This is a genomic window from Pedobacter sp. Bi126, assembly GCF_918698245.1.
Lineage (GTDB): Bacteria > Bacteroidota > Bacteroidia > Sphingobacteriales > Sphingobacteriaceae > Pedobacter.
Genome location: NZ_CAKKMS010000006.1, coordinates 263,406 through 288,807, shown reverse-complemented (window position 1 = coordinate 288,807; position 25,402 = coordinate 263,406). Strand labels below are relative to the sequence as shown.

General features: G+C 38.1%; 19 protein-coding genes. 8 read left to right on the top strand and 11 right to left on the bottom strand.

Annotated elements, in window-relative coordinates; translation table 11 throughout:
- Positions 1-101 precede the first annotated feature (101 nt).
- The gene (locus LQ201_RS21455) at positions 102-1,241 is read right to left on the bottom strand and encodes a hypothetical protein (RefSeq protein WP_230145145.1); all 1,140 of its coding nucleotides are present in this window, start codon (positions 1,239-1,241) and stop codon (positions 102-104) included.
- Between the two features lie 309 nt (positions 1,242-1,550).
- On the opposite strand from LQ201_RS21455, the gene LQ201_RS21450 reads away from it, so the two are divergent.
- The 3 genes from LQ201_RS21450 (at position 1,551) to LQ201_RS21440 (ending at position 3,508) form a co-directional block, all read left to right on the top strand.
- Positions 1,551-2,231, top strand: a complete 681-nt coding sequence (locus LQ201_RS21450) for a DNA alkylation repair protein (RefSeq protein ID WP_230145146.1) — start codon at positions 1,551-1,553, stop codon at positions 2,229-2,231.
- A 108-nt stretch (positions 2,232-2,339) separates the two neighbouring features.
- Positions 2,340-3,062 (top strand): pirin family protein, encoded by a 723-nt coding sequence (locus LQ201_RS21445; protein WP_230145147.1) that lies wholly within the window; start codon positions 2,340-2,342, stop codon positions 3,060-3,062.
- Between the two features lie 152 nt (positions 3,063-3,214).
- On the top strand, positions 3,215-3,508 hold the full coding sequence (locus LQ201_RS21440) for a hypothetical protein (protein WP_230145148.1): 294 nt from the start codon (positions 3,215-3,217) through the stop codon (positions 3,506-3,508).
- A gap of 224 nt (positions 3,509-3,732) precedes the next feature.
- On the opposite strand, the gene LQ201_RS21435 is transcribed toward LQ201_RS21440, so the two are convergent.
- From LQ201_RS21435 to tgt, 5 genes are all read right to left on the bottom strand, one after another.
- Positions 3,733-4,011 carry a lipopolysaccharide assembly protein LapA domain-containing protein gene (locus tag LQ201_RS21435; RefSeq protein WP_230032635.1) on the bottom strand — a complete coding sequence of 93 codons (279 nt, stop codon included), beginning with the start codon at positions 4,009-4,011 and terminating at the stop codon, positions 3,733-3,735.
- Between the two features lie 4 nt (positions 4,012-4,015).
- On the bottom strand, positions 4,016-6,820 hold the full coding sequence (locus LQ201_RS21430) for a hypothetical protein (RefSeq protein ID WP_230145149.1): 2,805 nt from the start codon (positions 6,818-6,820) through the stop codon (positions 4,016-4,018).
- Positions 6,821-9,091: 2,271 nt separating this feature from the next.
- Entirely contained in the window at positions 9,092-9,970 is an 879-nt protein-coding gene (locus tag LQ201_RS21425; protein WP_230145151.1) for a DMT family transporter, read from the bottom strand.
- 2 nt (positions 9,971-9,972) lie between these two features.
- Positions 9,973-11,076, bottom strand: a complete 1,104-nt coding sequence (locus LQ201_RS21420; RefSeq protein WP_230145152.1) for an LptF/LptG family permease — start codon at positions 11,074-11,076, stop codon at positions 9,973-9,975.
- A 1-nt stretch (position 11,077) separates the two neighbouring features.
- A complete protein-coding gene (tgt, locus tag LQ201_RS21415) occupies positions 11,078-12,208 on the bottom strand; it encodes a tRNA guanosine(34) transglycosylase Tgt (RefSeq protein WP_215126823.1) in 1,131 nt (376 codons plus the stop codon).
- Between the two features lie 141 nt (positions 12,209-12,349).
- Here tgt and LQ201_RS21410 point away from each other — a divergent pair, with 141 nt between their 5' ends.
- Together LQ201_RS21410 and rsmG are read left to right on the top strand one after the other, a co-directional pair.
- Positions 12,350-13,567 carry a glycosyltransferase gene (locus LQ201_RS21410; RefSeq protein WP_371823063.1) on the top strand — a complete coding sequence of 406 codons (1,218 nt, stop codon included), beginning with the start codon at positions 12,350-12,352 and terminating at the stop codon, positions 13,565-13,567.
- A 26-nt stretch (positions 13,568-13,593) separates the two neighbouring features.
- Positions 13,594-14,229, top strand: coding sequence for a 16S rRNA (guanine(527)-N(7))-methyltransferase RsmG (gene rsmG, locus LQ201_RS21405; protein ID WP_230145153.1), 636 nt, complete (start codon positions 13,594-13,596; stop codon positions 14,227-14,229).
- Between the two features lie 79 nt (positions 14,230-14,308).
- On the opposite strand, the gene LQ201_RS21400 is transcribed toward rsmG, so the two are convergent.
- Positions 14,309-15,283 (bottom strand): M28 family peptidase, encoded by a 975-nt coding sequence (locus LQ201_RS21400; RefSeq protein ID WP_230145154.1) that lies wholly within the window; start codon positions 15,281-15,283, stop codon positions 14,309-14,311.
- 358 nt (positions 15,284-15,641) lie between these two features.
- Positions 15,642-19,181: a chromosome segregation protein SMC gene (smc, locus tag LQ201_RS21395; protein WP_230145155.1), complete on the bottom strand. Its 3,540-nt coding sequence runs from the start codon at positions 19,179-19,181 to the stop codon at positions 15,642-15,644.
- A gap of 124 nt (positions 19,182-19,305) precedes the next feature.
- On the opposite strand from smc, the gene LQ201_RS21390 reads away from it, so the two are divergent.
- Entirely contained in the window at positions 19,306-19,725 is a 420-nt protein-coding gene (locus LQ201_RS21390; RefSeq protein WP_230145156.1) for a hypothetical protein, read from the top strand.
- Between the two features lie 175 nt (positions 19,726-19,900).
- On the opposite strand, the gene LQ201_RS21385 is transcribed toward LQ201_RS21390, so the two are convergent.
- Entirely contained in the window at positions 19,901-22,204 is a 2,304-nt protein-coding gene (locus LQ201_RS21385) for an ATP-dependent helicase (RefSeq protein ID WP_230145372.1), read from the bottom strand.
- Between the two features lie 593 nt (positions 22,205-22,797).
- Here LQ201_RS21385 and LQ201_RS21380 point away from each other — a divergent pair.
- Complete coding sequence (locus LQ201_RS21380; RefSeq protein ID WP_230145157.1) at positions 22,798-23,121, top strand: DUF493 family protein; 324 nt, start codon at positions 22,798-22,800, stop codon at positions 23,119-23,121.
- 538 nt (positions 23,122-23,659) lie between these two features.
- Here the strand turns inward: LQ201_RS21380 and LQ201_RS21375 are convergent.
- Entirely contained in the window at positions 23,660-24,013 is a 354-nt protein-coding gene (locus LQ201_RS21375; protein WP_230145158.1) for a helix-turn-helix domain-containing protein, read from the bottom strand.
- Positions 24,014-24,094: 81 nt separating this feature from the next.
- Here LQ201_RS21375 and LQ201_RS21370 point away from each other — a divergent pair, with 81 nt between their 5' ends.
- Complete coding sequence (locus LQ201_RS21370) at positions 24,095-24,979, top strand: NmrA family NAD(P)-binding protein (RefSeq protein WP_230145159.1); 885 nt, start codon at positions 24,095-24,097, stop codon at positions 24,977-24,979.
- A 47-nt stretch (positions 24,980-25,026) separates the two neighbouring features.
- Here the strand turns inward: LQ201_RS21370 and LQ201_RS21365 are convergent, their stop codons facing one another.
- Positions 25,027-25,392, bottom strand: a complete 366-nt coding sequence (locus tag LQ201_RS21365) for a nuclear transport factor 2 family protein (protein ID WP_230145160.1) — start codon at positions 25,390-25,392, stop codon at positions 25,027-25,029.
- Positions 25,393-25,402 lie beyond the last annotated feature (10 nt).

Here is a 25,402-nt window from a genome sequence, read left to right as displayed (position 1 = left end):
TCTCCCGAATGTTCGGGACTACGCTTCAGTCGAAATGACGAATTTTCTCAACGGATAGAATTTATAGATATGATACAGCCTCTTGTATTTGAATAAGGTTGCTATTCGTATTTTGAAAAATCTACAGCAAATATACAACGGTTAACCTGACTGCCGTTTTGAGCTCCGGCATTGGGTTCAAATTCAGTTAAGCTCCATAAATACCCGTATTGTGCTTCAAGATATAAAGATTCAGCACCGTATGGCCACCTGTAACGGACCGTATTGGTATCGCCATCTGTATATCTTGCTAAGCGGGCGGTTGATCCGTACGATTCGCTAGGCGATCCGGTGCAAGAAAGCCAGGTCCTGTTTCCTTTTCTAAAAACACCTTGTATGCCATGCGCATGATCTGAAGTAAACAGACTGTTTTTTGGAATCACTGTCTGTATGCCCGAATTCTGCAATTCTCCTGATGTGTTTATCGGGAATCCAAATATTTTGGGAACAATCGATGCATCTGCACTTCCGGCATAATATTGTCCTGTCCATAATTGATTGTTTTCGTAATTTACCTGTACGGTTGAAAAAGGACTTGCATCGTTAATTTTATAATAACCTATTTGTGGAAGGATGTATCTGTAATTAAAAGCGTAAAGATTTCCACTGGCATCTTTGCCACACTTATCATCAGTACCAGTTCCTGTAGTTACTTCAATAATTTTGTCTAAATCAAATACCCTTAATCCTAAACTTGTACTGCTTAAATAAACTTTACCATTAAAGTAAGCTACACCACCGGCATGTACGTTTAAGGGCGCATAAGTGCCATATTGTGTATAATCAAGTGTGCCGGTTGGAAGGGTAGGTTGTACCAATAATATATGTCGGTAAGTTAAATAAGTGCTCGAACTTGGGCTGATGTCGATGAGGGTTATTCTCGATCCTTTGCTCTCGGCAGCATCTTTGGCGTACCAGCTTACCAATAAGTAACGTACACCATTTCTGGAGAAACCGGCAATTCCCTGTGGCCGCCATATGGATGTAGTTTCATCATCTTCATTCCATCTTATACCCCTTACCCGGTTTTCTTCTGGGACATTAAAGCCATATACCTCGGTGTAAGCACTGCCGCCAATAGCCTGGCGGTTTTTATCAATTTGTGTTGGATTTAAAAATGAAAAACCAGTATTGATGTAGGCTGATGTGTTTGAATAGGCATTTACGCTTGCGGCAGCGCTGGCTAAGGTAGTGTTAGCCATTAGCATATTTTTCTTTTGGTTTGTTGTGCTAGCCTCCTCTTCAGCTAATTTGTTCTTTTTGCAGGAAAATGTGAATAGGCAAGACGCTAATAGCATCCAAATGATGTTTTTTTGCATGGGTTTTAAAAGGTTGATTGTTATGGTTAAATTTAAACAAGTTTAAATGATCGATGTAAACTTAAAGCTGAAACAGTATTAAGGATTGGTTATGTTGCAATAACCCCAATTGTTTTGTCTATACTCCTGATTTTGCCTAAGGCGCAGGTCTTTGAAACTTCGGAAGTCTTTCAAAAAAATTAAATTCGTATAATGAATGATCTAGATTTTGTCCTTTCCGAATTAAAATCCATGAGCGAGCCTGATTATCTAAAAAAGATGGCTCATTTTGGGATCGATATTTCTAAAGCTTTTGGTATCCGTTTGCCGAATATCAGAAAACTGGCAAAGCAAATTGGCAAGAATCAGGAACTGTCTTTATTGCTCTGGGAGACTGGATTTCATGAAGCCCGTCTATTAGCAACCATTATTGGCGATTTTAAACAGGTATCAGAAACGCAAATAAATGCGTGGGCAAATGATTTTAGTTCCTGGGATATATGTGATCAGGCTTGCGGAAATCTTTTCGTTAAAACGCCTTATTTTAAGTCGAAGGCCTTTGAGTTTGTTCAGGCTGAAGCCGAATTTGTAAAACGAACCGGTTTTGTGTTGATGGCCGAGGCAGCTGTACACCTTAAAAAAGAACCCAACGAAACTTTTCTGGGTTTTCTTCCGATCATCGAAAGAGAAGCCTACGATAACCGGAATTTTGTTAAAAAGGCAATCAACTGGGCATTGAGGCAAATTGGCAAGCGAAATGTTTTCCTGCATGAGCATGCCATCCAAACCGCAAACAATATCCTTGCCCAAAACAATAAAAAAGCAAATTGGGTAGCGCTAGACGCGTTAAGGGAGCTTAACAGCAATGCTGTAATGGCAAGGCACAATCGGTGATTGACCCAAGACTTAGGACTCTGGACTCCCGACTACTTTCTTACCCTACATCAATGTTTGGTAAACATCGCTGCTGTAAATTTGTATCATAAACAAGAAAGGAAATTTATGTCACAGTTTATTTTGCACAAAGAAAACACCCGAGGTCATGCTAATCATGGTTGGTTAGATGCACACCATTCATTCAGTTTTGCTAATTACTACAATCCAGAAAGGATGCACTTCGGAGTTTTAAGGGTTTTAAATGACGACAGTATTGATGGTGGAATGGGCTTTGGCTCGCACCCGCACGATAACATGGAAATTATTACCATTCCATTGGCTGGTGCAATTGCCCACAAAGATAGTATGGGCAATTCGGCGGTAATTAAAAATGGAGAAATCCAGGTGATGAGCGCCGGAACAGGTGTTAGCCACAGCGAGTTTAACGCAAATGCAGACGAGCAATTAAACTTATTGCAGATCTGGCTGTTCCCTAACAAGAAAAATGTTACGCCGCGTTACGATCAGCAAACATTGGATGTTGCAGCGAGGCACAACAATTTTCAGCAGATTTTATCGCCAAATGCTGAAGATGCCGGTGTTTGGATTCATCAGGATGCCTGGTTCTCGTTAGGTAAGTTTGATGAAGGTTTTGAAACGGAATATAAAATCAAAAAAGCTGGAAACGGTGTTTATGCTTTCGTAATCAATGGCGAAGTAACCATAAACGGACAAGTGTTGAGCAAAAGAGATGGATTAGGTGTTTGGGACACTGATAGCATTAGTTTTAAAGCCAATACTGCAGATGCAGAGGTTTTATTGATGGATGTTCCGATGGAACTGAATTAATATAAAAGAATCGTCATTTCGACAGAAATGTTCCAATGGAATTCCTTTGGAGGAGAAATCTTGGAGTAGAGACCAAATTTTTCTTACCGACGAAAATCGGTGTATCAGTCGGAATGGCGATTTGTTTTTTGATATATTTTAAACTTAATACTATGCAAACTATTATACTTTATATTGGCCGGGATACAGAAATTACTGCAGTAATGAACCGCCTTTTAAATGCCAGGCCTGAGTGGAAAGGTTTGTGTGTTTGCAAAAATGAAGAAGCCATTTCCATTTGCAAAGAACAGCACATTGACTTGGTTTTACTTGGAAATGGAATTGATCAGGAATCAGAAGCTGAACTGAAAAATAAACTTCTCGCGTTAAGGCCAGGCCTAAAAATTATCCAGCATTACGGAGGTGGTAGTGGGTTGTTATATGGCGAGGTAATGTCGGCACTTTAACTACGAACAAAAATAGCCGTCATTTCGATAAATAATCTATTGCATAAAAACCAATGTGGGCGGAAAGTTTAAGAAGAGTTTGTCCCAAGTCGCCGTCATCTCGAGCGAAGTGCAACGAAGCCGAGAGATCTATCGAAGCAGATCTCTCCATTTCACTGCGTTCCAGTCGAGATGACGATTTTGCTATTGAGTATCAGATCGTAGAACCCTACTAATCCTAACGCTTAGCTGATATAATCCCTATCCTCGTCGCTCAATTCCTTTTTATTCGAACCCGGTTGATGCCTTTCGATCTCATCGTCATAACTGCTCACTGTTTTCCGTGGTCGGCCCACAACAAATCCAATGATAAAACCGATGATGATGCAAATACCGATAACCAGAAGTTTAGATACTGGAAGTGTGGTAACCAGGAAATCGAAATCAACAGGTTCGGTATTCACCATTAAAAATATGGTAAGTAATGCAGTCAGAATAATGATGGAGATTGTTTTTGCACTCATGGTTTTAAAAGCTATAATTAAATGAAAACTCTAATATCGGATTTTGATTGTAAATCTGATTAACAAAAACCAATCTCGCTCCTAAATCTACAACAGGTTGATAGCGCAAAAGGTTTACGCTGGTATTTAATTCTAATCCATAAGTTTTTGGATCGTTAAAGGTTGTGCCCTTGCCAATGTTCTCGTAATGGCAAAACAAACCCGCCCTAAAATTTCTGACATAAGCGAAAGGACCCAACTCCCAATCGGGAAAAGCAAAGGGGAAACGGTAGTTAAAAAGCAGACTGTTTTGCAGTTTACTTTTCGCTAAAATATTGTTGTAGCCGTAAACGGTTGCAATCTCAGTAGCGTATTGGTTTACACCACTTGCTTTCTGGTAATTGAAACTCGCTAAAAAGGAATGGTTTTTTGCAAATCCAGGAAAGTAAAGGAAACTTTCGAGTGCTAAGATTTCTCCGTTTAAGTTTTTATCGAAGGGTTGGTGATTATAAGTTGCCCTGAACACTTGTGCCCACTTGGGGGCAATATCTCTTTCCGTAGTGCGCACACTGTGGTTGAAAGTAAAATTGTATTCCATCGGAAATTTAAGCTCGTGTATAAAACCGGTAGGCATATTTTCTGGCATGTATCTTTGCGTAAAACTAGTTGCCGCATTTAAGGTAAAAGCATAGTTCTCATTGCGCATGTTGAACGATAGCGGAACCGATGCATTAAGCTTGATGTAGTTCTCTCTCCAATCACCTTGTTGTACCGCGTTTTTAGCTCTGTAGAATGTTCTTTTCGGGCGGTTGCGATACAATACACTAAATACTGGGTAAAGTGCCTTATAGCTAATGTCTGCTGTGTACTCAAAACGTTTTAAATCACGGTGGTATTTTGCACCGGTATAAAAGTCCATTGTGTTGAGCAGATTGTTTGATTGCAACTCCAGACCGAAAACATATTCGTTGTCGATAACCGGAATAATGCTGTGGAAACTGAAAAGATTTAAGGACTGATGATAGCGCTTGGCTTGGTAGGTGCTATCGGGAATCTTATCGAAAACATTCCCTACGTTTTCCTGCTTTTCTGCAGCGGCCGAGAAATCCACAAAGTTATTTTCGCCAATTGGTTTTTCGGTTAATGCGGTTTCTGCAATTTCATAACCATTGATTTTATAATTGTTAAAAATGATTTTTCCATCGGTGGTTTCGCTAGGGTTAAAGGCCCCATACTTGGACGCGCTGAGTGCATTTATTTTTTTCGAATCGGGATCTATACTGTAGATATTATCGATCCCATTAAAGTGCGCATTGAAAACAATTTTGTCGTTGATAAAGATCGGTCGGCTTAACTGTTGTCGGCTGTTAGAAATCAATTGCGTTTTTTTTTCTCCGTCAATCAACCATAAACTTTTTCCTTTTTCATTTACGCTGACATAAGTAACCTTATTTCCTGATTGATCAAATGAAGGCATTTGCAGGATTTCGTTTTCGAGGTTAGGGTAGGTCCTTAAAATTTTTCCCGAGACCGCATCCAACTCAACCAGATTGAACTGATTGTTCAGCGCCACTTTTGAAGCGATGATTTTCTTTCCATCGTTAGAAAGGCTGGGGGAGAAGAGTCTGCTTTTGCTGCTTAATTTGTTGAATTTTTTGGTCTTCAAATTATATGAACAGATTACGCTGTAGCTCCGTTGTTTGTAGCGCGGATCATAGCGTATTTCATCCCAAACCAAAAGATCATTTTTTAAGCTAAACCAAGGCTGTTCCTGATAACCAATTCCGAATAATTTTTGTTCCGATTTATCCTCGTTAATAATCACGAAATATCGGGTATCTGTCTTACTTTCTTTTAGGGCTAAAACCTGGTTTTTATTTAACCGGATAGGAAGAAAATAATCGGTTGCCAAATCAGCTTTTTTATTTAAGCTTTCATAGCTTTCTGTAATAGATTTTTCTTGCTGTATTTTCCATTTTTCAGCAAGCTTGTTTTGGGTAGAAATAAAGTAGGTTCTGGAATTCTGCTTCGTGAATTTTTTTAAGCTCTGCGAAAAGGGGTACAGTCTTACTGGTCTTTTTCTAATGTCGCTAAATATGCTATCGGAAATGAACTGCCCATATTTTTCTTTCATATCCGATACCATCAAATATCCGGTTTGATAGTAGCCAGGAGTTACGTCTTTGTTCGAACCGAAATAGGCTTTACTGTATGAGATTTTTTTGCCTTCTAAAATTGAAGCCCGGTAAGGCATGATCCAATTAGGCTGTCTGCCCCGGCCCGAATAGGTCAACGCGGTTTCGTTAACTACGGCATCACCTTCAAAAAACCAGATGGGGATGCCCGCGCCAAAGTAAGCAAAGTAAGCGAGTTCAGGAAAGGGGTGTGCTTGCGTTCCTGTCAATTTGTCAAACTGAGCAATGTGTCTAAGTTCATGTACTGCCAGGTTGTTTAGCCAATCTTGACTATCGAAAAACTGAGGTGGAGTTGCATAGAATTCAGACTTCTTGGGTGCGAGTTGAACAAAGCCGTTTGCTACGGTTCCGCGGTTCTGGAGCAGGAGTGGAATAGTGGTTTTTTGCTGCCTTAAACCCAGTCCTATTTTGGGATAGATAAAGGGTAGGGTATTGGCCATTCTTTGTGCCTCTTTCTCCAGTTCTTGCGGATAGATGATTTTAAAGCCACCTGAATAAATATAGTTCCATTTTACACTAAGTGGGTTTTGTGCGGTGCTGAAAATCTGCCCAAAAACCGATAGTGATGTGAAACTTAAGGTAGCTATACTTAAGTACTTGATAATTAGTTTTTTGTTTGATATGTTTAAATTCATCTAAATTCTTTGCTAAAATATTTAGTTTTTTAAAATTTGCAAATGTTGATTTTTGTAAATATTTAGTTTATATAAATTTATTTAAATTGTTGATTTTTAAATGTTAATGAATTTTATATAAATCCTTTATTTGTCTATTTTACTTTTGTTTTTTATTGAATTTTACGGCTAATTATTGCTTTGTTCAATATTTTTAATCGCATTATCTTTATTGATTTAATTTACACTTATTAATCGATTTTCTTCAAAAATTTTATTGCCTTTTTAAATTCTTGTATAGTTTTTTAGAATTAGATCAGGCTCAGGGAATGGCTTAAAATGCAACTGGATTTTGTAATTCTCATGGATATTTTTTGGCTTTTAATGCTGGACGAATGGTTAACATTTTGGTCAGGATTACCTGCTTTAAAATTGACTTTAAGCATGCGAAAATCCGCTTGTAAAATGCATTCTGTTTGTAATACTTTTAAACAAAATGTATGATGTAAATTAGCTATTCAAAATCGCTATTAATATTTGAGATTAGATTGATGCGACAAAATGTCTTTGTTTTTTAGCGATTGCTTGAGGAGTAATTTGGTAATATTTCTTTTCGCTCTTCTTGTTTGTTACTAAGTTTTGATGAATATTATGCGGTTGAAATGCAGGTAATGTCCCGTGAATTGTGCGGTTAGTCAAGCTTCAAGTCTGGTTTTTAACTTCAATTTCTTGCTTTAAATTTGATCTCAAATGTTGAAATTGTATATTTTTTTGCTGTTTTGAACTTCGAAATCTGTAATAATTTAGCCTTATAATGCAATTTCCTGACGATATTCGTGAATAATGGTGTTTTCGGAATGCTTTAGGTTGGTTTTTGTTTTTGCTCAAAAAAGCTTGTCTATTGGTGTTTAAATACGGTTTTTTACGCTTTTAGGCTTTGTCCTCTGGAAACTCGAAATTGATCACTTTTCCGTAGTTGTATGGGAAAAGCACGTTGAAAATTAGGTTTTGATTGTAATTTTTACCGTTATTTTTATGCTGATTAGCTATAAAATGCTTTATGTTTTTATGCTGCTTTGCCAGATTTTTATTGTGGTTAAAAACCATCCTGAACTGAATGTTGATAGATTTTAGACAAGCCATCTTGTTTCTATGTGACTTGACAACTCAGAATTGTATAGAATTTATATAGAAAATACCTCATGTTTGGTGCAGGTTTAAAGCGGGAATTTTGGTCTTTTTATTTGTTATTTTATCTCTGTTTTATGCCGCTTTAGATCGGCTTTTTTGGTTGGGGTTTTAGCCGCTTTACCTATCCGGTTTTGCAGGATTTTAATTGTAAATTTTTGCTAATTGGTGCCTTCGATTTCTGCACTTTTTATTGATGTATTTTTTGCTAAAATAAATTGATTGTAAACCTAGTCAAGGTTTACAATTAAGCTACTATTTCTGGTTTAGGAAAGTTAAAGTTTTGAGCAATTTTTATATTCAGAATCCTTTGTTGGATAGTTTCAAATCTGGTCTTTAATTGAGGGTTTTTAGTTGATGACCGCTAAATATTTTCTATATGAAATTCTTTGTTTTTCAAGTTTAAGTATTGCGTCTTGAACTTGTATTGCAGCATCCGATTTAAAGCTGTTTATATAAGTCTGGTTCACGTTTGCCTGGTTCTTATTGCTGGATTATGTATCTTCTTCGTTTGCTGAAATACGCGATAGATGATGGTGGAATTAAGACTGGTGTTTCGTGAATTTGGAGTCGAAAATATTAATTCAGCTCGATAATTTTTCGATAATTTAAATGAAAATTCATCTCGCTTTTGGCATACTTTGTCTGAGCACTTTCTATCTTCAAAGAGAGGTGCATGCTTGTGATCAAGGTCTGTTTTTGATCTTTCTCTTTCCGATAGATTGCATTTTTTAAGCTGTAGTTCTCCTTATTTAAAGCCGTCGTTTTTGTTCTGATGGTTTGATTAAGCTTGGCTATGTTGCACGTCTCTGAAGCATTATATTCCTGATGTTTTAGATGGTTGTGCGCTGCTTTTAATCTTATGATTTTGTATCTCTATTTAAGGCGGGCTGGAGGCTTTTATGATACTGATAAACGTAGTGTTGACTAGCTTTGATAAGCTTCCTCATTACGCTTTTACTTAATCTTTATCAGGAAATTCAATGGAGAGAATTTGAGTAGCGAGCTGTCTTGAAAAATTAAGTGTCGTGAATAGGTACGACTGAAACAGTATGTTCGGGTGATATGATTTCTAAAGAAAATTTAAATTTCTATCGTTTGTGTTTACAGTTGATTCTTTCTCTTTTTGTAGATCGGATAGAGAAAAATAGAGGCCAGGATAATGGTTGCACCGATATAAAATCCGCCTGTCATTTGCTCTTTGCTTTGAAAGAAAACGAAGGCTAATACTATTCCGTATACAGGTTCCAGATTGGTGATTAATGCAACTCTAAAAGCCGATAAGGTTCTCATTACCGCAACACCTGCAACGTAAGCAACGGATGTACAAAGTGTACCGAGAAGAATAAGATAGAACCAGTCTTTGGTATTTAAGTTGAATGCTGTGTGTAACAGTGTTCCATCATATAAGCGGTATAACGTGATCCAGAAAAGTGCACCAACAAGCTCGTAAAAACTGATGATGGAAGGCTCGCTTTTTTGTACCAAAGTAGAATTTATAGTTGAAAAAAGACTTGATGCAACTGCTGCCAGCAAACCAAAAATAATTCCTAAAGTATACTGGCCTTCGAATTTAAAGATCATATATATTCCTAGAATGATCAATAAACCGATCAGAATGTCGCCCATTTGTATTGGCTGTTTTTTGATCAGCGGTTCTAAAATTGCGGTAAATAACGTGAAGGAAGAGAGGCAAACCAAGGTTACTGAAACAGTAGAAACCTTAATGGCATGAAAGAAAAATATCCAGTGAATGGCTACAATTCCTCCAGTTAAAAAGAATTGGATAAACTGTTTTTTAGTAATCTTAATGTTCTTTTTGGTGATTAAAAACCATGCAAAAAGTGTAGCTGCGGCAATCAATACCCGGTACCAGACCATAGGCACTGCATCGATAGAAATCAGTTTGCCGAGCACACCCGTAAAGCCCCAAACAAATACAGTAAGATGAAGGATGAGTAAATTCTTTTTGGTAACGTCCATCGCTATTTTGGTGCTTTTCTTAATAGGTAAAAACCTAATAAGCCAAAGAATAATGTAGGCATAATAACAGCCGCAAAAGGCGGTAATCCACCTTTGGTAGAAAACATCTGTGTGAACTGATTAAATACGATATAAGCAAAGCTGATGAAGATTCCGATGCCTAAGGATACACCGACACCTCCACGTACTTTACGCGACGATAGGGCTACGCCAATGAGCGTTAATACGAAAGCAGAAAGCGGGTGGAGGTAACGTTTGTATTTTTCAAACTGAAGATCGTTCATTACGCCCGTTCCGCGGATTTTTTCTTTCCTGATCTTATCAGAAAGTTCCTTTGTGGTTAAATTTTGCACCACATTGTCATATGCCGAAAAATCATCCGGACGCATATCCAGAATGGTATCTTTTTGTTTTCCGTTACCGTAAATCATGGTTTCTTTCAATCCCTCAATCTTGCGTATGGAATAGTTGTTCAACTGCCATTTGCGTTTAAGCGAATCCCATTTTATATTTTCGGCAACGATCTTTTTGGTGAGTACATCTCCACTAAAATTATCTAAAGAAAACCGGTATCCTGAATTCGTTTTGTTGTCGAAATTATCAATATAGATATAGGTTTTGTCATCCAGTTTCATATGGATGTTTGATTTTGTGGAAGGGTCGTTACGTTTTACATACGTATTCTCGAAGCTATTTTTTAAGGTATTGGTATAAGGAAGGATGTATAGATTTGAAAGTAAATTGGCTGAGAAAATAATCGTAGCCGATACCAAATAAGGAAATAAAAAGCGGTTAAAACTCACACCACCGCTTAAAATTGGTACAATTTCAGTCTGATCGGCCATTTTTGCGGTAAAGAAAATTACCGCAATAAAATTGATCAGCGGTGAAAGCATATTCACATAAAAAGGAATAGAGCCTGCGTAATATTTAGAGAGGATTCCCCAAAAACTCAGGCCACTTTTCATAAAATCATCCATCTTTTCAGATAGGTCGAACACTACAATAATGATCACAAAAATGGCCAGCGTATAAATAAATGTACCCAGGTATTTTCCGATAATATACTGATCGATGATTTTTATCCTTCCTTTTAACAGATTCATTTTATAGCTTATTGCCTAATATTTTAACCATTTTGTTTTTCCATTCGTAAAATTCACCAGCAATGATCTTTTCTCTGGCCTGTTTTACCAGCCAAAGATAAAAATGCAGATTATGCAAGGTAGCAATTTGAGCGCCAAGCATCTCCTTACTATGTACCAAATGTCTTAAATATGCTTTACTGGTTACTAAATCAGCATGAAGATCGCTCTCTGCATCCAACGGCGAGAAATCGTTCTCCCATTTTTTATTCCTGATGTTGATAATACCATTTCTCGTAAAAAGCATGCCGTTTCTGGCATTTCTGGTTGGCATTACACAATCGAACATGTCGATACCCAGTGCAATATTCTCCAAAATATTGATCGGTGTACCCACGCCCATTAAATAACGTGGTTTTTCTTCTGGTAATATATTACATACCACTTCTGTCATGGCATACATTTCTTCAGCCGGCTCACCAACAGATAAACCACCAATAGCATTGCCCTCACGGTTCATGCTGGCAATAAATTCTGCCGATTTTATGCGCAAATCTTTATATACCGAACCCTGAACAATAGGGAAAAGGGTCTGGTCAAAACCATATTTAGGTTCTGTACTATCAAAACGGGTACAACAGCGTTTTAACCAACGGTGCGTCATTTTAATTGATTGCGCTGCATAAGTATAATCGCAAGGGTATGGTGTACACTCATCAAAGGCCATAATAATATCGGCACCTATGGTACGCTGAATATCCATTGCATATTCTGGCGTGAAAAGGTGTTTCGATCCATCAATATGAGAATGGAAAGTAACGCCTTCTTCCTTAATTTTACGAACTTTACTTAAAGAATACACTTGATAGCCGCCACTGTCTGTTAAAATTGGGCGGTCCCAGCCGATAAATTGATGTAATCCACCAGCTTTTTCGAGGATATCTAACCCTGGTCTTAAATATAGGTGGTAAGTATTGCCTAAAATGATTTTTGCGTCAATATCGTCTTTCAGTTCGCGCTGATGTACGGCTTTTACCGTTCCTGCGGTGCCCACAGGCATAAAAATAGGGGTTTGTATTTCGCCATGAGCAGTTGTTACCGTTCCGGCTCTGGCTTTAGATAGTGGATCGTTAGCCTGTAAACTAAATTTCATCTGTTTCTATTTATTTTTCTCCAATTGTTAGGTGGAGCTTACCACCATCAAATTACTTTTTATTAAAACTAATTGTTATTTTGACGGTTGGCGGTTTATATGTGTTTTTTCTCGTCGAAAATCTGCCAAAAATAGCAAAAATTGAGGGCATATTTTTGTTTAATTTTTTATCCACATAAAAGTGATTTACAGATTAAAAATGAGAAATTTGCGCCTATTTATTTTACCATCGTGATATTAACCCTGCTTGAAATTATTCTGCTCTCTATATTGGCTTTTTGCCTTTTGGTTCAGCTCTACTATGTCCTTTTTGTTCATTTGAAATTGGCTAATGTAGGCATAGAGGAGATCCCGTTATCGGCACAAAAACCAGTAAGTGTAATTGTTTGTGCCCGAAATGAAATTATCAATTTAGAGCAGTATCTGCCTGCATTATTAAGCCAGGATTATCCGGAGTTCGAAGTTGTGGTGGTTAACGATCGCTCTTGGGATGGTACAGAGGAGTTTTTAGAACAATTAGAGAAGAAACACCTTAACCTGAAAGTAGTTAAGATTTTAGATAACGATAAATTTATAGCAGGTAAGAAATTCGCGGTAACCATGGGAATAAAGGCCGCTAAGTACGATTGGTTGGTTTTTACTGATGCAGATTGTACACCAGCTTCTGCGCATTGGTTAATGGATATGCAGCAGCCTGCCGATGAAAATACAGAAATCGTTTTGGGCTACTCGCCCTATATGAAGAAAAGAAGTTTGCTAAATGCGTTAATCCGGTTCGAAACCTTTTTTACTGCTGTAAATTACCTGGCTTTCGCCTTAAAAGGCATGCCGTATATGGGAGTTGGACGTAATATGGCCTATAAAAAATCGCTTTTTTTTAAAAGTAAAGGCTTTGCAGCGCATATGCATATCCCATCTGGAGATGATGATTTATTCGTAAACGCACATGCCAATAAATACAATACAGAGATCCGCTTACACCGCGATAGCCATGTTTGGAGCGAACCCAATAATACCTGGGGAGGTTACCTGAGGCAGAAAAAACGTCATTTTGGCGCTGGAAAGTTCTATAAATCTAAGCACAAGTTTATTTTGAGCCTTCAGATTGTTTTTCAGTTTTTGTTTTATGCGTTCTTTGCCGCATGTATGTTTTTCAGTCGTGAGGCGCAATATGTAGCCCTAGGAATCCTCGGATTAAGCATCATCATCAGGTGTTTTATCTACCCAAAATTGCTGAAACGCTTAAACTATAGCGATTTGCGTTGGTGGTTCCCAATTTTAGACATACTTTTGTTTCTGTTTTTAACCCTGAACGGATTTTTAGCCTTGTTTGGCAAGAAAAAAGTAAACTGGAAATAATTCAATAATCCTTTAGCAATTACAATATGCTTGATGTAAAGCCCGATATCGTTTTAAAATATTTTCCTAACCTAAGTGAAAAACAGATTGCTCAATTCTCACAATTGTTCGATTTATATAGCTTTTGGAATGCACAGATTAATGTAATTTCGAGAAAGGATATCGAAGAGCTATATGAGCGCCACGTACTGCACTCGTTGGGGATCGCTAAAGTATGCAATTTTAAAGCTGGCGAATCGGTTTTAGATGTAGGTACAGGTGGTGGTTTTCCGGGCATTCCATTGGCCATCTTGTTTCCTGAAACAGAATTTTATCTGGTCGACTCTATAGGAAAAAAGATTAAAGTGGTAAAAGAGGTGGCTTCGGCTTTAGGTTTGGAGAATTTAAGGGCCGACCATTTAAGAGCTGAGCAGATTAAAGAGAAATTTAACTTTGTAGTATCGAGAGCGGTTACGCGTTTGGGCGAATTTTATCCATGGATACAGGGCAAATTTAAAAAAGACTCGCTAAATGCCATTCCGAACGGGATTTTGTATTTAAAAGGAGGCGATTTGGAAGAGGAGATCAAAGAATCAAAACTGAAAGCAGAATTATACCCGCTTTCAGCTTATTTTGAGGAAGATTTTTTTGAGACTAAATATGTGGTTTACGTACCGCAGTAGTTATAGTTTTTTAGAGGATAGCCTTCAATTGTAACTTCCTGCCAGATAGGGCAGGTTTAGATTTATATCAATTCGTTTGTTAGAATTTTTCTGACTTTCTTGGATTGTCCATCATGATCATTTTATCCTTTAACAACTGTTGTAAGCCGGTTTGTTTGTCGATACTTTTTACAACATCTAATACAGCACTTGCTGCATTGCTGAAGAATGGTTTGGTAATGGTAGAATATTCGTCTGTAGGTTTATGATAATCTTTGTGGTCTTCTACACCAAAATATAAAAAGGGGATATTTTTGGCATTAAATGCGCCCTGGTCGCTTTGGTTTGTCCAATCATCGTGACCTTGTTTTGGATCGTCGTGGCCGAAAAGTAATTTGATATTGGTTTTAGTCGTATCTACATACTTCTTTAAATCAGGATATTTGAAAGTCCCGCAGACATAGAGTTCACCTTTATCACTATGGCTGATCATATCCATGTTTAAATCAATGGCTATAGTATTAATAGGCACTGGTGGATTGCCTACAAATGCCTTTGCACCTTGTAAGCCCATTTCTTCCGCATCGAAAGAAGCGAAAATGATCGTGTTATTTGGTTTGTTTTTAGCAAAATAGGCGGCAATTTTTAATAATCCTGCAGTTCCCGATGCATTATCATCAGCACCATTAAAAACTTCGTCTTTTACTACCCCTAAATGGTCGTAATGGGCAGATACCACAATAACATTACTTCCTTTGCCCGGAATGTAGCCGATAATGTTGGTGCCATTTATTTTTGTGTTGCCTCTTCCGTTAAAAGTGAACTCCTGGGCATAGTTTACATGCTGAGGATAAGATTTTAGCCCTAATTTTTGAAATCTTTCTATAATGTATGCCCTGGCCATTTCAGCCCCTTTTGTTCCAGTTTTCCTACCTTGATAAGCATCTGATGATAATACCTCAACATCTTTTAACAATTGGGTATCTAACTTGCCGGAAACCGTATTGTTTTGGTTTTTTACTGATGAACAGCAGCTTAGCATTATGGCTAAGGGAAGGATATATAGGATTTTCATATTTCTTTGTAATAAGTTAGGGTTGTCACCTCGACTGGAGCATCGTCCCGACGTTAAGTCGGGAGAGAGATCTATCGGAATAGATTTCTCGACTTCGTTGCACTCCGCTCGAAAGGACGACCATCGCGTTAAATTTTCTTAAAGATATTAATTATTAGATTATAGAAGAGAAAACGCTGTTTTTAGTACTGTATTGCGTTTATAAACCTGATGGAAACGGCAGCCCGAGCTTTTCGCGAGGCTAATAGTGCACAGCAGGACTGAGGACTGCCAAAGGCTATTGCTTTCATTTTCAAATTGGAAAATACAAATAAAAGATTGCTTCGTCGTAGCTCCTCGCAATGACGAAAACATAGAGCTAAGCCGCTACTTCCCTTAAATCGACCGCTACAACTCTGGAAACGCCCTGTTCTACCATGGTTACCCCGTAAATAATATCAGTGCTTGCAATAGTCCGTTTGTTGTGCGATACGATGATAAACTGCGATTGATCGGAGAATTTACGGATAATATTATTGAATTTATCGATGTTGGTATCATCCAAAGGTGCATCAACCTCATCGAAAATACAGAAAGGCGCAGGTTTTAACAGGTAAAGCGAAAACAATAGTGCCGTAGCCGTTAATGTTTTTTCTCCACCGGATAACTGATTGATGGATAAAGGTCTTTTCCCTTTCGGACGGGCAATAATATCAATATCGGCCTCTAAAGGATTATTGATATCGGATAAAATCAGGTCGCAGCTATCTTCTTCGTTAAATAAAGAACGGAAAACTACGATAAAATGCTCACGGGCCTGGGTAAAGGCTTGCATAAATTTATCTTTAGCTGTATCGTCTATCTCTTTAATTGTTTGTAAAAGATCGGTTTTTGCTGCATTAAGGTCCTTTTTTTGGTTCTGGATAAAAGTATAACGTTCCTCCATTTCTTTAAAGGCCTCCATTGCCATGGAGTTAATGGCGCCAAACTCATCAAGTTGACGTTTCATTCGCTCTACCTTTTGGCGGAGATCGAACTCACTTTCTAAAGCTTCAATTTCGGTATCTGTTTCTAAAAGATCATTGATGTCGATGTTGAATTCGACAGCTAAACGTTCCTTTAAGGCATTCAGATCGATTTTTAATGCGTTCTTTTTATCCTTAATCTCGGTTAATAAGAAATCGGTTTCTTCGCGGGTTTTGCGGATATTGGTCAGGTCGTTTTCAACCTCGTTAATACTTCCTTTGCTCGTGAAATAGGCTTGTTCAGCTTCTGCTAGCCCTTTTTCCATTTCTTCACGTTGTTGATACATCTCTAAAAGCGTATCGTCATTCAGGTCAGTATGCTGTAACGTTGCTGTAATTTGGGTCAATGCCTCCTGTAATTCTTTATCGTTTTGGGCGATGCGCTTATTTAAAGCTTCTTCCTGTACAAAACGGTAATCTAAATCTTTTTCTAAGCCTGATAACTTATTTTGTTGTTGGTGAAAACGGATATTATCCTGGTTATATTTGCCAGCACTTTCGTTTACCTGATCGGCAATTTCCTGATAATTAAGTTGTTGTTCCTGTAAATTTACATGTGCTTCTTGCTGGTCTTTTTGTAATTGAATCAATGCCGGCAATTTTTCAGATAAGGCTTTTTCTATTGATACGATCTTTTGGGCAATATCTGTTTTACGGTTTTCGCTGGTCGTAATAAACTCCTGGTACTGATCGCGACGGGTCTGCACAGAAATATGTTCGTTGTTTAAACGGTTCATTTCTTGTTGCAAAGCATTGATCTGATTGATTTTTGAAGCTTCTTTTAGGTTAAATATGTTATCAGTTTCGGCTTTAATTGCAGCATCATACTGATTAATCAATGATTCTGAAGCTTTAATTTCTTTGGCCAGGTTTTCCAAATTCTTGGCACGACCAATCCTTTTACCCTCAAATAAACCCACAGAGCCACCCGCCAAAGTAAATTTGGTTTGAGCATATTTTCCATTTTTAGCCAAAATGGTTAAACTATCTGTTGGTGTGGCTTTGAAAAGATTTTCTTGCTCAGCTACTGCGATGTACACATTTTGCAAAAGCAGATTGCAGAGGTGCTGGTATTTTTTATCAACTTCAATAACTGATAACGCTGAAACCAGGCCTTCATGCGTACCAATAATTGGGTTTTTATCAGGTACATTTTCTAAAATGAAAAAGTTTGCCCGTCCGCGGCTCGCATCGGTTAAAAGGTTAATGGCCTGTACTGCATCTGCATATTGATCAACCACATAATGGTTCATTACCGGTTCAAGGTAATTTTCAATGGCTATACGGTAATCTTCGTTACAGAATAAAATATCGGAAAGGAGCAGGGCGCTTTTAGCAAAAGCGTTGTTTTTCTTTAAGAAACGGATCGACTCAGGAAAACCCTCTAAACTATCAACCAGCGATTTGGTCAGGTTATATTCGTTCTGCTTGGCATCTTTTTTACGGTTTTCGGCCGTAAGTTTTTCCTTGTTCGAACTTAAATTGATTTCTGAAGCAGCCAGTTTTTCTTTTAAAAGTCCTTCAGCTTCCGTTAGGTTTTTAATATTGGCTTGCTTCTCCCTAACCTGAATATCAAGTTCGGCCAAGGCATGATCGAAAGCCTTTAATTCTAACGTTTTGGTTTCGGTATCATCAACATTCCTGTTGGTTTCCTGCACCAGCGCATCTTTTTGGATATTCAGGATATCAATTTCCTTCTGCGATTGGTAGACCTGATTTTGCAACTCGTTAACCGATTTGATGAGGTTATCAATCCTGTTTTTCTCAGTTTGTTGTTGCTCGCGTAAAGTATCAAGTGTAGATTTTAAGGTTTTTAAATCAGCCTCCAAACGGTTAAAAACCTCAGTTTCTGTTAAAACTTCTTCATTTAAACGTTTAATATTGTATTTGATGTGGTTAACCTGGTTTTTATCTTTTTCGAGCTCACCCGATAAACGTGTTTCTTTTTCCTGTAAAAAACGCATCTGTTCGTTCTTTACTTTCTTCTCACTTTCGTAAGCACGGATTTTGGAAACAAACTCATTTGTGGCCTTTTGTTGTACAGAAAGGTTCTTTTCCTGACTGATACTGCCTAGTTTAAGTTTTTGCAGTTCGGCTTCACCGGTATCTATTTTGGTACTGAGTGCCGCACGGTTTACCAGCTGATTTTGTTCCTGAGTTTCTAATGCATTTAAATCGGTACGGAAGAAGGCAATGCGGTGTGTAGCCAACTGAACACTCAACTCGCGGTATTGCTCTTTTAACTTATAATAACGTTCAGCCTTGCGTGCCTGATTTTCTAAGGTTTTAAGGTTTTTTTCGATCTCGAAAAGTAAATCTTCAACCCGCTCTAAATCGGCTTCTGTATCTTTTAATTTGTTGAAAGTCTGTTTTTTACGTAATTTGTATTTCGAGATCCCCGATGCTTCTTCAAACAAAGAACGGCGGCTATGTTCTTTATTGGTAATAATTTCATCAACCATTTTCAGCTCAATAATGGAATAACTATCAGAGCCGATTCCGGTATCCAGAAAAAGGTCGGTAATGTCTTTTAACCTACATTGAACATCGTTTAAACGGTACTCACTATCGCCATTTCTATAGAGTTTACGGGTTACGGTAACCTGTGAATAGGCTGTTGGCAGGATGTTCTTGGTATTATCAAAACTCAATGAAACCTCGGCAAGCTGCGCCTGTTTACGGTTTTTTGTTCCGTTGAAAATGATGTTCTCCATTTTTTCTGAACGAAGTGCTTTGGTGCTCTGTTCGCCCAAAACCCAGCGCATGGCATCTATTACATTGGATTTTCCGCAACCATTGGGCCCAACAATAGCGGTAACACCCTCATTAAAATTGATGGTCACTTTATCGCCAAAGCTCTTAAAACCTTTAATTTCTAACCTAGTAAGTTGCATGGTTTGTAATCGGGAGAACCGAGTTCAATGATAAGGATAATTTTGTGCTTTTTCAATAAGAATCCTAAAAGTTTAAGCCATATTTGGTGTTTAAAACGGAAAATCAGATCTTATCAATCAATTTATGGATATAGAATCTTTTTATACAGGCTGTCTTACAGCGCAAGGCGAGAAAATTTATCTGGGAGATAAAATAAGGGGTAAATTTTTCTATAAAATGCAGGTTCAATATGAAATGGAGACCCAGTCTTTTGTATTGGTTTCACAAAATCCGCAATCACCTTATCGAAAATATCTTTTATCAGATTTGGAAAAAATTGAAGCGCTGAGTATAGTCGGAAATCAATTATTCTTTAAAGCGCCAAAAGTAGGGGAAAGGGTTAAAATTACAGTTGATAATAAAGGCGAATCTTTTCCATTTGGTATTATGGTAGAAATTATTGAAATAACAGATGAATGGAATGTGCAAGCTAAATCATTGGACAGTGAGCAATTAATTACACTCAAGATTGGAGAATTTCTCGAAGATCGATCTATTTATTAAAAATTGAGAACGCAAGGTTAGGCGTATTTTAATGGCACTCGGCATGCTGAACTTGATTCAGCATCTTTACGTTTTATCTATTAAAGCCTGATCCCGATGGAAAATCGGAATCAGGATGGTGAATCTTTGTTTTTTTCGTGCCTCTCCGTTTCCGTGGCAAAAAGGAAATCTGCGTTTACTTCACAATCATCAGTTTCGCAAACTTAAGCAGTAGCTGTTTATTGCCTAAACCCTGGAAGAATACAGTAGCCTTAACATCAGGCAGGGTGCCCTCCAGGCTGATAATTTTTCCAAAACCAAATTTTTCGTGCTCAACTTCCATACCGCCTTGAAATTCGTGCGGTTGCGATGGGGTAAATCCAGGTGTTGGCACATGTGCTTTTGCCAATAACGATGTTGTTTTCGGGCGGACAGGTGGGGCAGAAGTAGTTGCGCCGGCCGCTGATTTCGGTTTGCTAAAGAAATCACGCGGCTGCGAGGTCCATGTTTTGCGGTCATCGTCAAAATTACCTTCAAAACTGTTCGACTTGGCTGGTTTAACATCCAATTCTAAAAATTTCGGACTAATTTCGTTAATGAAACGGCTTGGTTCGCAATTGGTTAAAGTTCCCCAGCGGTAGCGGGAAGTGGCATAAGTAAGTGTCAGTTTTACTTCGGCACGGGTAATGGCCACATAAAACAAACGGCGCTCTTCCTCTAAATCAGTACGGTTGGTTAACGACATTTGTGATGGAAACAGATTTTCTTCCAATCCTACGATAAACACGTTTTTAAACTCCAAACCTTTGGCCGAGTGGATCGTCATTAAAGAAACCGTATCCTTATTCTTATCACCATCTTTATCATCGTTGGTTAAAAGGGCAACATCCTGCATAAAGATATCGAGGCCTTTTTCTTCAATATCCTCGCGTTCTGAAAATTCCTTAATACCATTTAATAACTCCTGGATATTTTCATACCGCGCACGTCCTTCAACGCTATCATCAGTGTATAATTCTTTTAAAATACCTGCATGTTGGGCAATAAACAAAGCTGTATCATAAGCATCGAGCTTTTTTGCCTCTGCCTGAAAACTTTGCACCATCATGGCAAAATCGTTCAATTGATTAGCTAAGCGCCCATCTACATATTCGTGTGCATTCGAAATTACGTCCCACATGGTTTTTCCATGCTGGTCTGCCGCAACAATAATTTTATCGATCGAAGTATCGCCAATACCACGTTTAGGGTAATTGATTACACGTTTTATAGCCTCTTCGTCCTTCGGATTAAAAGTTAAACGGAAATACGCAATTAAATCTTTTATTTCTTTGCGTTGGTAAAAAGACTGACCGCCATATATCCGGTAAGGAATATTGAGTTTGCGTAAACCCTCCTCCATTGCCCTGCTTTGTGCATTCGTACGATACAAAATGGCAAAATCGTTGTGGTGGTAGCCTTTTGTACTGCGTTCCTGAATAATGGCTTCAGCAACCAGTTTACCCTCTTCGTTATCGGTAAAAGCCCGCGAAACTTTAATTCTTTCCCCTTCTGCATTTTCTGAGAAAACGTTTTTTTCGAGCTGGTTTTTGTTGTTGGCAATAATACTGCTCGCTGCATCAACAATATTTTGGGTAGAACGGTAATTCTGTTCTAATTTATAAACCTTTAAATCAGGATAATCGCGTTCGAAATTTAAAATATTCTGGATGTTTGCACCACGGAAGGCATAGATACTTTGTGCATCATCACCTACCACACAAATGTTCTGATAAGCAGCAGCCAGTTTTTTTACAATGGTATACTGCGAAAAGTTGGTATCCTGGTACTCATCCACCATCAGGTACCTGAATTTCTGTTGATATTTATTTAAAACATCTGGATGTTCTTTCAATAAAATATTGGTTTTGAACAACAAATCGTCAAAATCCATTGCCCCAGCTCTGAAACAGCGTTTAGCATAGGTCTCGTAAATCTGGCCAATCAATGGGCGTTTATTCTGAATATCTTCAGCCTGTATCTGGTCGTTAGCTTGATATTCACCCCAGGAAATTAAATTATTTTTAGCTGATGAAATTCTATTGAAAACAAAGTTTGCCGCATATAATTTATCATCCAGCTGCATTTCTTTCAAAATCGCCCGGATTACACTTTTACTATCATCGGTGTCGTAAATGGTAAAATTGCTTGGATAACCTATTTTCTCGGCCTCTACCCGTAAAATTTTCGCAAAAACAGAGTGAAATGTACCCATCCAAATGTTCTTTGCCTCTGCACCAACCACTTTACTGATACGCTCGCGCATATCCTTACTTGCTTTGTTGGTAAAGGTTAAAACCAGGATGTTAAATGGATCGGTACCGGTTTGAATAAGGTGGGCTACACGAAAGGTAATTACCCTGGTTTTGCCCGAACCTGCACCTGCAACAATCATTACCGGTCCTTTTGTGTTCTCTACTGCTGCTCTTTGTTGTGGGTTTAATCCTGCTAAATAATCCAAATCGGCTCCTGTTTTTTTGAGGTTCAAAAATAACAATTCCTATCGCTTTTTGCCAAAGTTGTTAGTAATTAGTTTAAAACCTAATCGGTCGCCCTAACCGTTCTTCATTCTGAACTTGTTTTATTAGTCGTTCCTATTGTTTTTAGGTCTAATAGCTGCTTCGGTCAGAATCCACCATGCCATTAGTTATGGCTATGAAGTTTAATTTAGGGTAAAGCCCAACTTGTATTTCATTGGGTTGTGTAGCCCTTTGCTTTGCTCATACGCCTGCAGGCATTGCCCACAAGGCCGGTATCCGCTTCGCCAAGGTTTATGTAAATTGAGTTTGTGCTACTATTAAAGGTTTAAAACCAATAGCCTTATTTCATTGGTCGTCATTCTGAACTTGGTTCAGAATCCATCATGCCATTAAATTTGGGTATGAAGTCCCCTTTAGGGAATTTAGGGGTAAAGCCACAGCTGTATTTCGCTGGGTTCCGTAATAAAGCTTCTCTTCAATGCGCTTAAATGGCGGTATTTCAACTAAAATATACGTTCATGCTGTCAGAATTGCACCCTGTTTATTTAGGTATAGAATTTGATATGCTCTCGTTATGGATGAGAATAAAAATAATAAGGATATTGAGTTCACTGATATCCCCGATGGAGCTAATAGAGATGTTTACGCTAATTTAAAAGAGAAACTAGAAAGTGTTGAGCAGTTTCCGGGTATTTATAATTTTAAATTTATTATCACTGGCGGGCTAGATAAAATACAAGACTTACGAGCCATTTTGCCTGATGATGAGTTTATTGAGCAAGCTTCCAAAACAGGGAAATATGTTTCGATTACCGTAAAAAAGATGATGCAAAATGCGGATGAGGTGATTGCTGTTTATAAGCAAGCAGGAAACATCAAAGGAATTATGACCTTATAGGCTTCTGTATATCAAATACATAATTCGATCGAAGATTTTTTGAGATTCATAAATCGCAAACCAAAGCCCTTCGACTACGCTATCAATAACAGATTCAAAAGAAAGGTCGTCATTGCGAGGAGGAACGACGAAGCAATCTTTCACGCTAGTGATCCTTGCCATAAAGATTGCTTCGTCGGCTGAAAAAGCCTTCTCGCAATGACGATAATCTGAGGGGATTTAATCTTTTAGCGCTATGCGCCATGCCTCATTTAAATTCCTCACATTTCTTTTTAAGACTGCTTGTGCACCTACGCTGTTCATAAACCTGATGGCAGCGGCAGCCCCGAAGCATGAGGGCTATAGCGAACAGCAGGACTGCAATATCCGATGAAAAACCATCCTTTCATTTCCAATCAATAAAAAAATATTGCCTATTTATCGATTAATTTTCTTTTCGGAGCGCGACGCCTGGGCAGGTAATCAAGTTGGTTCCAGTTTCGCTTTACAATTTGATTCGTCGTGCTTCCTTACTGCATGGGAATGTTTAGTGTAATAGTTAAACAGAGCCATTTTTAACGGCCCAATCTACCATCGAATCTAATACCTGAAAAAGATCCTGCCCCGATTTGGTGAGGCTGTACGTGACTACTGGCGGAATAACGGCTTGCGCATCCCGATGAACGAGGTCATCATTTTGCATTTGCTTTAAGTGCTGTATAAGCATTTTTTCAGTTATCTGTGGTATCGCACGTTTTAACTCACTATAACGTTTTGGGCCACTCATTAAATGAAAAATAATAATCGGCTTCCAATAACCACCAATTTTTTCCATTACAAAAGTAACTGGGCAGCTGGTTAGCGCTACGCCTTTGTTAAAATTACGGGTCGAACTTTCTTTAACAGCTGTCATGGTTGCATACTTTGGGGTAAGTACTTGTATAAAAGTAAGTACAAATATAGCTTTGTATTCAATATTTAAAAACAAAAAATCATGAAAATAACATTAACAGGATCAACAGGTAATATTACTAAACCCCTTGCCGAAATACTGGTAGCCAAAGGCCATGAAGTAAAAATTATTAGCAGTAACCCCGATAGGGCCGAAGAAATTAAATCGCTGGGTGCAATGCCCTTGATTGGTAGTGTGAGCGATACCGGATTTTTAAAGGATGCTTTTACCGGGGCTGATGCCATTTACACCATGGTGCCACCAAATTTTGCAGCACCAAAATTTAGGGCATATATTAAAGGTATCGGCGAAAATTATGCGGCTGCCATAAAAGAGTCGGGCGTTAAAAAAGTAGTGAATTTAAGTAGCGTAGGTGCAGATCTGCCAGATGGGACGGGCCCAATTGCGGGATTACATGATGTAGAAAATATTTTTGCCGAATTAAATGGGGTAGATGTGAAACATTTACGTGCTGGTTATTTTTACATTAATTTTTTAGCTAATATCGATATGGTTAAACATGCAAACATATTAGGGTCTAATTTTGGCGCCGGTTCAAAACTTGTTTTGGTGCATCCCCGTAACATTGCTGAAGTAGCTGCTGAAGTATTGGAAAGTAATTTTACAGGCAAAACCATACAGTATGTAGCAAGTAATGATGAAAGTACCCCAGCTGATGTTGCAAAAGCATTGGGTACTGCAGTCGGTAAACCAGCATTGCCATGGATAGAATTTAGCGATGAAGATGCATTGAATGGGATGGTAGGAGCAGGTTTACCTGAAGAAATAGCTAAAAACTATGTTGAAATGGGCGATGCGATCAGAAGCAATAAACTTTTTGTAGATTATTATAAAAACAGACCTGTTTTAGGTAACATTAAGCTTAAAGATTTTGCTACTGAGTTTGCTGCGACATACCAGAATTAATTGCGTTATAACAGCTGCCTGGATTTAAACCTGGCAGCTGTTATTTTTTATATGGCCACACAACTTCCGGCAATTACTTTCCATTCCTGATCAAACAATTTCCATACTCTTAAATATCTGAAAATACCTTCGATGGATTGTGAAGCATATATTGCCTTTAGCTCAATTTTCACACTAACAACCGCAATATCGTTAATCAGATTAATTCGCTGTTCGGAGGGTAAAATAGATTTTACAACCAAATTTCCGGATGTATAAGTTTCCATATCCATCGCCTTTGTTATGGTTACACCGTTGGGCAGGTTAAAAAGTAAATCTTCATGCAAAAGCAGATCCAGATCCTCAATATCACCATGCTGTATGGCTGTTAATAATCTATCTTCATTTAAAATGATCTGTTCCCTGGTATTCATATTATTTGTT